The sequence below is a fragment of the Rhizobacter sp. P2_H2 genome (genome assembly GCF_056403375.1).
On record NZ_JBFUFP010000128.1, the window covers coordinates 1 to 9057 of the forward strand.

Sequence of the window (9057 nt, forward strand, 5' to 3'; positions counted from 1 at the left end):
CCCATGTACCGCGGTCCCAGACGATCACGGTGCCCGCGCCGTACTGCTTTTTGGGGATCTCGCCTTCGAAGTCCGAGTACGAGATCGGGTGATCCTCGACGTGGATTGCCATCTGCTTGACGGCGGGATCGAAGCTGGGGCCCTTGGGCACCGCCCAGCTCAGCATGACGCCGCCATGCTCCAGGCGGAAGTCGTAGTGCAGCCGGCTGGCCCAGTGCTTCTGGATGACGAAGCTGGGCGCTTGCTGCTTCCGGCCTGCCGCTCGACGCGAGCCGGTACCCGTAGGCTCAGGCGTGACGCTGAAGTTCCGCTTCGCCTTGTACTTCGCCAGGGGTGCTTCAGCACCGCGGGCACTCGGCTTATCGGCCATGGCGTGGTGAGCGCCTCGTCAGCTCGACTTGCCCTGCTTCAGATGCGCTTCCACATCCTTCGCATTCGATCCAACGGCCTTCACCGCCGCCCGCAGTTGCTCAGCGCTCACGCCGAACTTCTTGGACCAGTTGCGTACCTCGTAGTCTTCGTTGGCGTTGATCCTGGTGCGGTCCTGCCCGCCAGCCTTGCTCTTGTCGTCCATTGCGGTCTCCGAAACACCGATGCTGTTCGATCTTCTTGCGGCAGCCGTCCTGGATCTGCCAGAGAACCACCAACGTTCTCGCAGGTGAATGCCTACAGGATCCACGGCACTTCACCTCGCTCGCCCGGATGCTTCTATGCGCGGTCCCGTTGGCCGACGATCTGGTAGACCGTGGAGCGAGCAAGCCCGAACATCGATGCAGATTCGCAAGGCACTCGCGGCGAAGCGGGCAACGCGTGACGAGAGCGGCGGCCTGTTATTCCGTAGGTCCCTGGTTCGAGCCCAGGTCGATGAGCCAGTATTGACGGGGCGCGCAGCGATGCGGGCCCTTTGTCAGTGGCGCCCGATATGAGACGTGTGTGAGGCGGTGCCTCATATCCTGTAGTCCGGCCACCTCCATAGCTCGCCCCGATCAGTTCGTCGGGGCGCCGCCCCGAGTGAAGTCCAACAACCACTTCTGGGTCATCTCGACGGCCCGCAGCTGGACTGCCGCCTCCGGATTGGGCTGGAAGGCATCTCGCAGCAGCTGCAGCTCCCTGAGTGCCGCTTGTTCGAACAGCGGCTTCGGCACGGAAACCTTCACCACCGCCGCAATCAGCGCGGTCAACGCCATTATTTCGCCGTGAAGGTACTTGGCGACATCGCCTGCCTCATCGAACTGCTCCATGCTGTCGTCTCCTTGGATGCGTTGAACGCGAGCAGCCTACTCTCGAACCTCTGTCGGGCTGGCCATGACAAGCCCTCTCGTCAGCCGTCTCGTCCCGTCGTAGAGTTCGTCCGAGCCTCAAACCCCCCGCAGTACTGGAAAGATCATGTCGACTGCCCTGAAGAAAGCCGCCTGGGTCGACCGCGTGTTTGCCGAGCTCAGCAAGCTGGATGCCAAGGCGACGATCGAGCAGCTGAAGGAGGTGGCGGAGGACTCCTTCGCTGCAACCGATTCCGGCACGCCTGAGGCCTGGGCGGAGCGCTATTTCCGATTGCAGATCAATTCGGATGCGTCCGATCGGCAGTGGCGTCTTGCCTTCTGGGAGCGTGTGTTCGAACTGGAGCCCAGGCTCAGCTTGATGGATGCTTGGGATCTGTGGGAAACCGCGGTGGCCGACCCCATCCAAAGCGAGCGCCCGGCAAGCCAAGCCGCAGACCACCTCATGGGCGTGAATCTGCCACCGATGACCGACGGGCAGAGCCCAGCACCTGTCCTGCCGCGACAGAACTGGTTGCTCAGCGTAGTCGGCGCATCACCGCAGCAGATCGAGCGCGCCCTCGCCGCCCTTCACGCGCTGTTCGCGGCGGCCGAGGTGCCACCTGCGTTCGCTGCCCGTTCGGCCCACAAGCTGAAGCGCTGGGACGCCGAGGGGTTTCCTCCAGAGAAGCTGCCGTCAAATGCGGAGTTCGATGCCGCACAGGTGTGGTTTGGTGTGGAGGAGTGTGTCCTCGACGCAGTATTCGGTTCCGACCGCCCGCCGAACGCCTCGTCTCTGGTCGAGGTCTCTCTGCTGCCTTCGGACCCCACCCTCCACTAGCCCTGCCAACAACGCCGCCCGCGGCGCTCGAAGTACCAATTGCTGGTGACAGCTCGGCCTTCTGGTGGACGAGACTCCGTCACGGTCACATACTGCGCCTCTGAGCTTGCTCGCGAGGTGCATCATGACCGACACGCACACCGGCGGCGCCGAGATTGCAGCGGCGTCGGAGCTGATTCCCGTCGCACGCTACGTGCGCATGTCCACAGAGCATCAGCGCTACTCGATCACCAACCAGTCCCGCGCAATCGCCAGATACGCCCACGAGCACGGGATGAACGTCGTGTGCTCGTACGAGGACCTCGGGAAGAGTGGGCTCGATATCCGGGACCGGTCAGGTTTGCGTCAGTTGCTCCACGACGTTCAGCACCCGCCGGTGCCATACCGCGCCGTCTTGGTTCACGACATCAGCAGATGGGGGCGCTTTCAGGATCCTGATGAGGCGGCCTCCTACGAGCTGGCTTGTCGCCGCAACGGCGTGCGTGTCTTGTACTGCGCCGAGCCTTTCGCCAATGACGGTTCGATGGTTGCCAACATCCTGGTAGCGATGAAGCGCAGCATGGCCGCGGAATACAGCCGGGAGCTGTCGGAGAAAGTCTTCGCCGGGCACTGCTACTCCATCGAGCAAGGGTTTCACCAAGGCGGTCACCCAGGGTTCGGGCTCAGCAGACAGCTGGTCGACCCGTTTCGAAAGCCGAAGGCCATTCTTCAGCCAGGGCAACGCAAGTACCTGCAGGCGGATCGCGTGGTGCTGATTCCGCAATCCGAGGAACACCGTCAGTTGGTCAACCTGATGTACTCGCTCTTCATCGACGACGATCTCCCTGTCAAAGAGATTGCGAGGCGCATGAACAAGCGTGGTGTCTTCTGGAAGCAAGGACGCCCCTGGACCTGGCACACGGTGATGCAAGTTCTGACGAACGAGAAGTACATCGGAACGATTCTCTACAACCGCAGATCATCTCGCCTCCACACGCCAGCAAAGCGCAATCCGCCGGAGGCGTGGATCCGACGACCGAATGCCTTCGAGCCCCTCGTCACGCCCGAACGATTCCAGCAGGCGCAAGCAGTATTCGGCCGACGGTCACAGCAGTACCACGATGAGCGAATGGTGGCAGCCCTGCGAGAGCTCTTGGCGGAGCGCTCCCGCCTGTCATCGGAGATGCTCAGCGCGCGCAACGGGATCCCCTCGCGCACGACCTACGTCCAGCACTTCGGCTCGCTGAAGAATGCTTTCCGTCTTGCCGGCTTCGAGCCTGCCCGGGACATGGAGTTCGTCGACGCCAATCGACGAGCCCGCCAGCTTTATTCCCGGATCGTTGGAGCCGTCATCAAGGGCATCTACACCGCAGGGGGCTTCGCGGTGATGGATCAGGTGACCACCATGCTGCTGGTGAATGGCGAACTGCAGGTCGCCATCGTGATCCTCACTGCTGGCCAAATCGACGGACATCGAGGCTGGCGCCTGCAGAAGCCGGACCCCGATGCTGCGGACATCAGCATCTACGTGCGGCTCGACGAAGCCAACGAGCGTCCTTTCGACTTCTACGTCATTCCCGCCCTTGATCGTCCAGCCTCCGAGCGGCCGCTGCGCGAGGCGAATAGCCGGGAGCTAGACGTCTATCACTGCCAAGACCTCTGCCTGTTCTTCGCGCTCATGTCACGCGTTCCGGTGGACGCACGGGGGCCGTCACATCAGTCGAGCATCGAGCTCTTTGCACCATTCGCGCAGAGACCCTCCATGAACTCACCCTCCGGCAATCAGGATCCACCCGCACGGACATCCACCTTTCGAATGGCGCCTGTCGAACTGTTCGGGCTCTACGGCCGAAAGCTCGCGGAGCATCAGCGGTTTCATGCGAAGGGCGCCCTCGCTCTGGCTCGCCTTCAAGCCACCAAGTCCGAGTTGCTTGAGCTCCTGAACGATCCTGACTGCAGTGTCCTCATCGCCGGCAGCTCTTCCCCCACCGTGCCAGAGGTGCTGCGCGCTTGGGGCCATCATGCAGAGGTGAATGGATGAACCATCGCACCTTTGAGCGACAGCTCAACTTCGTTCGCTTCCCTGCGCCAGTTCGACTTGAGCAGCTGCAGTTGCGCGGTCAAACCGCACCGGACGAGCGTCGAAGCGATCGCCTTTGGCAACTTCGCCAGTCCATCGAGCGTTTCGGTCAGGTCACAGCGATAGTGGTCGTACCCGTTCCCCCAGGAATGCGCGAGTCGAACGACGATCGGTTCTTCGTTGCGGATGGAGAGCTTCGAGTGTCTGTCTTGCAACTCCTGCGTGCACAGTCGGCGATCTGCCTTCAACCGGTAGCCGAGCGTCTGAGACCGGCGGAGCGCCTCAACGTACCTTCGATCGCGCGAGAACATCAGATCCTGTCGCGGGCGGCGGAATTCGGCATGGGCAGCGAGTACCTCGCCGAAGTCTTCGGTATCAAGGTCTCCGACATCACACTGCGGCTTGGCATGCTCGATCGGATTTGCGCCGACGCGCAACAGCTCATCGGCGAATCGCCTGTGTCCGAAGGGGTCTATCGCTGCCTGAGAAGGCTCGTGCCTGAGCGACAGGTCGAAGTTGCGAGGGCCATGCTCGATCTTGAAGACYTCTCCGCGCGGGTCGCGCTTGCGCTCGTTCGCTCTACGTCAAGGGAACAGTTCGTTCGCAAGCCGCGCTTCGCATGGAATGACGCAGAGCGGGCTGCAGCAAAGGCATTGCGCGGGTCGTTTGCGGCGTCCGCTGCAGAAACTCGGCGACTTGCCGCTCATCATGCCAACGCGACAATGGAGTTAAGCATCCTGTCTGCCCACATCCGCAAGCTCCTTACCAACCCGTCACTGGTTCGATGGCTAGCGATCCATCGCCCGGAGCAACTTCGGCGACTGGTAGAGTTCTCCGAACCGGCCGGTCTCACCGCATCCTCCGATGATGTGATGCTTACGCGCCCTTCGCCAACGCTGCAGCCGTAGATCAAACCGATGCACGCGGGCGCATTGGTCCACGAACCGAATCCTCAGATGCCGGCGACTGGCGGAGGAGCTGGGTCGCCAGGAGATGTACCCCAGTCGCCGCCAAGCTGTTGACGAGGCAGCCCAGATCGGCTTTGTGCTGGCGCCGAACCGAGCCCCCTTCGGTGGGTCATGCATGGTCACCAAGACTGACTCAACCAGGAGACCGCTGGTGGCCGTGGCTCGATCACCAACGTCATTCCGTCCGACATCAGCCTGACGACTTGGCCGTGGTGGTCGGCGGCTGCGACCACCACGTCGCCCAAGAACTGGATTCCGTCACGCGGCCAGCAAGCGCTCCTCAGCAAGACGGTTGATCTCATCGGCGATTGCGCGAGCCCTTCTCTCCGGACCCAGATTGCTGCCGACAACGGCCCATGCGATAAACCCAAGAACGGCCCCCGCAATCAGCCCGCCGAATGCCAAGGACAGGCGATTCTCCAGGCTACCGCCGGTCAGCACAAATCCGAGGAGCGCCAGAACGATCGCGGTGACCGAGACCCAGAGAAGGAAGTTCGCGCCGGCGCCGACATTGAGGTGCCAGCTTCGCAGTTCGTGGCCCAGCGCAAGCACGTCGCTGCGAACCTCTTCGGTCGTGTGGTTGCGGCCCGCGAAGTATTGCCCCTGTTCGTTTCCCACCATGCTGCCCCACAGCACCGTGACGGTATGTCCAGGACGCGCCGCCAAGCCGATGTCCGACATGCGGATTGGGTGCTCTCGACCATCAGCGGAGCGCAGCCACATCTCGTGCTCTGACGTCGTGGTGGTCTCGATTCGCCCTGGAATCACCATCTTGCTGCTGAGGACGGTTGGTGCTTGCTGCGACACCGTCGTGGTCGAAGTCTTGCTCTGATCCAATACTTCGCCGGTGAAGGTACAGAGCCAGAGTTCCTGGCCGTTCGAGAGTGTGTGCGTGGTTTTTTCTGCCATCGGAGTTCTTTTCTGCCCTGCGCGTAGTCCGCCTCTGCGTACACGCTTCCAACGAATACTAGTCGAATTTCGCATATTCCAGATTCGCATGCATCGTCCACGCCTCCGATCGTGTGACCTATGCCTCGAACCATCAAGATCGAGCCCGAGAATGTGTTGCTGGAGCTCCTGCGCTCTGCTCGCGAGCGCTCGGGAGTAACGCAAGTCCAGCTGGCCGAGCGAACCGGCATGCGGCAGACCGACATCAGCAAGAGCGAGCGCGGCGTTCGCCGCCTCGACGTGATCGAGCTGCATGAATGGCTTGCGGCCCTGGGTGTTTCCTTCGTTGTTTTCGCTCAGGAGCTTGATGAGCGGCTTACGACCATGGCGCTTCTCAAAGCACAGCAGTCCAGAGGCATCCGTCGACGCACGAGGAAGCCCGACTGAGTTCATACACCGCCGGATACGCCCTTCCCTCCGGCGTCATCGACCATTCCGAGGGGCGGCAACTGCGGCGCTGGTCGAACGATGTCCCAAGTCGAGAGTTCCCCTGCAGCTAGGCCCGACGTAGATGGCGGAGCCCTATCGCCAGCCCTGTACCAAATCCACCGGCCGGTCTTCTTGCTGGCTGCCTTTGGGTTCCTGAGGATCCGCAGTTGGCGTCCCTCGTGCAGAAGCTCCGCGACAAGCGAATCTACGTTCGTCGCCGTGGTGGGGCGGTGCCCTGTGAGATCGCAGGGGCATCCTTCCGGCGTGCGACGCGGAACCGGCCATCAGACACCGGATGAGCCTGCAGACGTCGATCCAGTTCGACGGCGAAGGCAACGAAATCGACCTCCAGCGCGCGCAGCCAGGCGCGCAACTCGATCACGTCGATCCGGCGTTCACCGCTCTCGACCTTGCTGACCGTTGCTTGGCCACGGCCAAGCCGCTGCGCCAAGTCGGCCTGACGCAGCCTGACAGACTCGCGATTGCTTCGCAGGAGCTCCAGGAAGATTTGTTGATGACGGCTGTTTAGAGACTTGAACATGACGACCCTTCGCCAGCCACGGTAGCCGCATCCCGGGCGTATTCCGAAAGGGAATCTAACCACGGGCTGCGCAGTCGTACAAGCGGCATCGCGCTCGCCAGATCGCGAAGACCTCCGGATACTTCCGGTTATAAAAAACTCAGCCACCGGATCCAGTCCGGCGACGCCCACCAGCCGATGTTCGTCTGTCACAAATCGTTCGAATTCCCCGTTCCGCCGTTCCTTCGCTCGCCCGGGTCGGGCTACTACAGGGCAGTCGAACTCTCGCTTCAAATGCCTTGGTTCATCATCACCTTCCTGGTCCAGGAAGACGAGAGCAGCTTCGTGCGCTCCGTGTGCTGCAGCTGGGAGAACGACCTCATCGATCTGATCGACGCCCAGGCGCTGGCACATGCTGGTGAGACATCGCCACCAGCACGGCACGCGCTCGTCTCTTTGCAGCAGGTCGTGCCGCATGCTCATGGCACCGGTTGGACGGTTCGCGACATTCGAAGCGTGTGGGCTGCGAACGAGGTCCCGTCGAACGAGCCGGTCGTGATCGTTGAGGACGTGGGAGGAATCCAGTTCTACTGCACGTTTCCCAGCGACGAACCGCCGATCGTTGGCGAGCGACGTCTCGTCGCCTCGATTGGGGTGTGATGCCGCATGTCGCCCGCGGCGGCTGGCCATCAGCGATCCGGGCGCGCGGTTCTCGCCCTACACAGGGAGCGTTTTCAAGCGCTCTAGCCAACGCGAGTTTTCAAGCCGGTGGGCGACATTTCGCGTCCACGCAGCAAGTCCACGCCATGCCCGCCGCTCTTCAGCCAATTTTGGCAATCCAAACCAACTCGCATGCACCTGCACCAGGACGGTTCCGGCCGTTCGGGAGCGAATCATGACGTTGCGCCCTGTCTTGTTCTGCGGGGATCCGCACTCCAGGTTTCGGCAAGTTGTTGAGAGCGCGAGTCGCACTCGCGCATCAACCGTCGTTCTTCTCGGGGACATGGAGCCTTCGCGTCCTCTGGAAGAGGAGATGGCTGCGCTGCAACAGAGCGACATCGAGTGGTACTTCATTGCGGGCAACCACGATGCCGACAGCCAAGTGCTGGCTCGCCGCGTCTGGAACCGAAACACGGACCCGCACAACGTCCACGGACGCGTGGTCACGTTGAAAGGAGGCCTACGCTTGGCCGGCCTCGCCGGAGTGTTCAGGGGCGACGTGTGGTACCCGCAGGTAGGAGACAAGAACGGACGCCGATCAACGTACTACTCGCGATTGGATCTCGAGCGCGTGACCCCGCGACAGTACCGCTTCAATCCGTACGATGCTGCGTCACCCCAGGTGCACCACAAGCACTGGGCCAGCATCTTCGAAGAGGAGTACGACGCCTTGGCAGAAATGCAGGCGGACATTCTGGTGACGCACGAGGCACCTTCCTACCACTGCGACGTCAGCGGCAACGGAACGGGCTTCCGAGCCATCGACGAGCTGGCGCAGTTCCTCGGTGCGCGGTATGCAATCCACGGACATCATCACGACAACCAGGACAGCTCTGGATTCTGGGTACAGCAAAAGTTCGAAAGCCATGGAGTAGGACTGCGTGGCGTCTCGGCGCTGTGGCCCGACGGGCGGTGGGAGGTTGTCATGCCGGGCGAGATCGACGATGCACGTCGGCGACAACTGAGGGCATCAGGATGAGGCTCCTCGTGTTCGGCTACCCGCACCTCAAGCTAATCGCGCGGCCAACCTGGCCGAGGAGCGTGGATTACGAGACGGTGGAACAGGCCGTCATCCACCGTTACGGGCGCAACGCGAAGCATTGGGCGAAGAGAGGCAGTGCGTTCGGTGGCAAGCTGGCCGCCCTCGCGTTCGGTGTGCTCAACGTGCCGACCTGGTCTCAGTCAGCCCTTCTGCCGGTAGAACTCGACCAAGCTAGCTTCGGTCACGAGTGCGCAAAGTGAACCCCGTTTTTGTCTTCGTTGACTTTGACGGCGTGCTGCATCGCACGCAGGGAGATATCGACCGGTACTTCGAG

The 9057-nt window shown here is 62.1% G+C and carries 12 protein-coding genes; 7 read left to right on the forward strand and 5 right to left on the reverse strand.

The genetic code is table 11. The features are described 5' to 3' along the window. The 3 genes from AC1D15_RS10110 to AC1D15_RS10120 form a co-directional block, all read right to left on the reverse strand. Nucleotides 1-370 (reverse strand): DNA polymerase ligase N-terminal domain-containing protein (locus AC1D15_RS10110; RefSeq protein WP_477825875.1); only part of this gene is annotated, 370 nt, incomplete at its 3' end. A gap of 18 nt (nt 371-388) precedes the next feature. After that, nucleotides 389-574: a DUF3606 domain-containing protein gene (locus AC1D15_RS10115; protein WP_073466582.1), complete on the reverse strand. Its 186-nt coding sequence runs from the start codon at nt 572-574 to the stop codon at nt 389-391. 412 nt (nt 575-986) lie between these two features. Further along, on the reverse strand, nt 987-1241 hold the full coding sequence (locus AC1D15_RS10120) for a hypothetical protein (RefSeq protein ID WP_073466581.1): 255 nt from the start codon (nt 1239-1241) through the stop codon (nt 987-989). Nucleotides 1242-1386: 145 nt separating this feature from the next. On the opposite strand from AC1D15_RS10120, the gene AC1D15_RS10125 reads away from it, so the two are divergent. The 3 genes from AC1D15_RS10125 (at nt 1387) to AC1D15_RS10135 (ending at nt 5064) form a co-directional block, all read left to right on the forward strand. After that, entirely contained in the window at nt 1387-2097 is a 711-nt protein-coding gene (locus AC1D15_RS10125) for a hypothetical protein (protein ID WP_477825876.1), read from the forward strand. Between the two features lie 124 nt (nt 2098-2221). After that, nucleotides 2222-4117 carry a recombinase family protein gene (locus AC1D15_RS10130; protein ID WP_477825877.1) on the forward strand — a complete coding sequence of 632 codons (1896 nt, stop codon included), beginning with the start codon at nt 2222-2224 and terminating at the stop codon, nt 4115-4117. After that, nucleotides 4114-5064, forward strand: a complete 951-nt coding sequence (locus AC1D15_RS10135; protein WP_477825878.1) for a plasmid partitioning protein RepB C-terminal domain-containing protein — start codon at nt 4114-4116, stop codon at nt 5062-5064. Before AC1D15_RS10130 ends, AC1D15_RS10135 begins: the two co-directional genes overlap by 4 nt. Before the next feature lie 318 nt (nt 5065-5382). On the opposite strand, the gene AC1D15_RS10140 is transcribed toward AC1D15_RS10135, so the two are convergent. After that, complete coding sequence (locus tag AC1D15_RS10140) at nt 5383-6033, reverse strand: hypothetical protein (protein WP_477825879.1); 651 nt, start codon at nt 6031-6033, stop codon at nt 5383-5385. A gap of 120 nt (nt 6034-6153) precedes the next feature. Here AC1D15_RS10140 and AC1D15_RS10145 point away from each other — a divergent pair, with 120 nt between their 5' ends. After that, complete coding sequence (locus tag AC1D15_RS10145) at nt 6154-6459, forward strand: helix-turn-helix domain-containing protein (protein WP_477825880.1); 306 nt, start codon at nt 6154-6156, stop codon at nt 6457-6459. A gap of 247 nt (nt 6460-6706) precedes the next feature. Here the strand turns inward: AC1D15_RS10145 and AC1D15_RS10150 are convergent, their stop codons facing one another. Next, on the reverse strand, nt 6707-7435 hold the full coding sequence (locus tag AC1D15_RS10150) for a helix-turn-helix domain-containing protein (RefSeq protein ID WP_477825883.1): 729 nt from the start codon (nt 7433-7435) through the stop codon (nt 6707-6709). Here AC1D15_RS10150 and AC1D15_RS10155 point away from each other — a divergent pair. From AC1D15_RS10155 to AC1D15_RS10165, 3 genes are all read left to right on the forward strand, one after another. Beyond that, nucleotides 7316-7681: a hypothetical protein gene (locus AC1D15_RS10155; protein ID WP_477825884.1), complete on the forward strand. Its 366-nt coding sequence runs from the start codon at nt 7316-7318 to the stop codon at nt 7679-7681. The two genes, AC1D15_RS10150 and AC1D15_RS10155, sit on opposite strands and share 120 nt — an antisense overlap. A gap of 235 nt (nt 7682-7916) precedes the next feature. Next, nucleotides 7917-8720, forward strand: a complete 804-nt coding sequence (locus AC1D15_RS10160) for a metallophosphoesterase family protein (RefSeq protein WP_477825881.1) — start codon at nt 7917-7919, stop codon at nt 8718-8720. Beyond that, the gene (locus AC1D15_RS10165) at nt 8717-8983 is read left to right on the forward strand and encodes a hypothetical protein (RefSeq protein WP_477825882.1); all 267 of its coding nucleotides are present in this window, start codon (nt 8717-8719) and stop codon (nt 8981-8983) included. Before AC1D15_RS10160 ends, AC1D15_RS10165 begins: the two co-directional genes overlap by 4 nt. Nucleotides 8984-9057 lie beyond the last annotated feature (74 nt).

Bases quoted from the DNA above. Each gene is read 5' to 3' on its own strand.
- AC1D15_RS10165 (WP_477825882.1), top strand. From the start codon at position 8,717: ATGAGGCTCCTCGTGTTCGGCTACCCGCACCTCAAGCTAATCGCGCGG.
- AC1D15_RS10130 (WP_477825877.1), top strand. From the start codon at position 2,222: ATGACCGACACGCACACCGGCGGCGCCGAGATTGCAGCGGCGTCGGAG.
- AC1D15_RS10155 (WP_477825884.1), top strand. From the start codon at position 7,316: ATGCCTTGGTTCATCATCACCTTCCTGGTCCAGGAAGACGAGAGCAGC.
- AC1D15_RS10115 (WP_073466582.1), bottom strand. From the start codon at position 574: ATGGACGACAAGAGCAAGGCTGGCGGGCAGGACCGCACCAGGATCAAC.
- AC1D15_RS10150 (WP_477825883.1), bottom strand. From the start codon at position 7,435: ATGTGCCAGCGCCTGGGCGTCGATCAGATCGATGAGGTCGTTCTCCCA.
- AC1D15_RS10120 (WP_073466581.1), bottom strand. From the start codon at position 1,241: ATGGAGCAGTTCGATGAGGCAGGCGATGTCGCCAAGTACCTTCACGGC.
- AC1D15_RS10125 (WP_477825876.1), top strand. From the start codon at position 1,387: ATGTCGACTGCCCTGAAGAAAGCCGCCTGGGTCGACCGCGTGTTTGCC.
- AC1D15_RS10145 (WP_477825880.1), top strand. From the start codon at position 6,154: ATGCCTCGAACCATCAAGATCGAGCCCGAGAATGTGTTGCTGGAGCTC.
- AC1D15_RS10160 (WP_477825881.1), top strand. From the start codon at position 7,917: ATGACGTTGCGCCCTGTCTTGTTCTGCGGGGATCCGCACTCCAGGTTT.
- AC1D15_RS10140 (WP_477825879.1), bottom strand. From the start codon at position 6,033: ATGGCAGAAAAAACCACGCACACACTCTCGAACGGCCAGGAACTCTGG.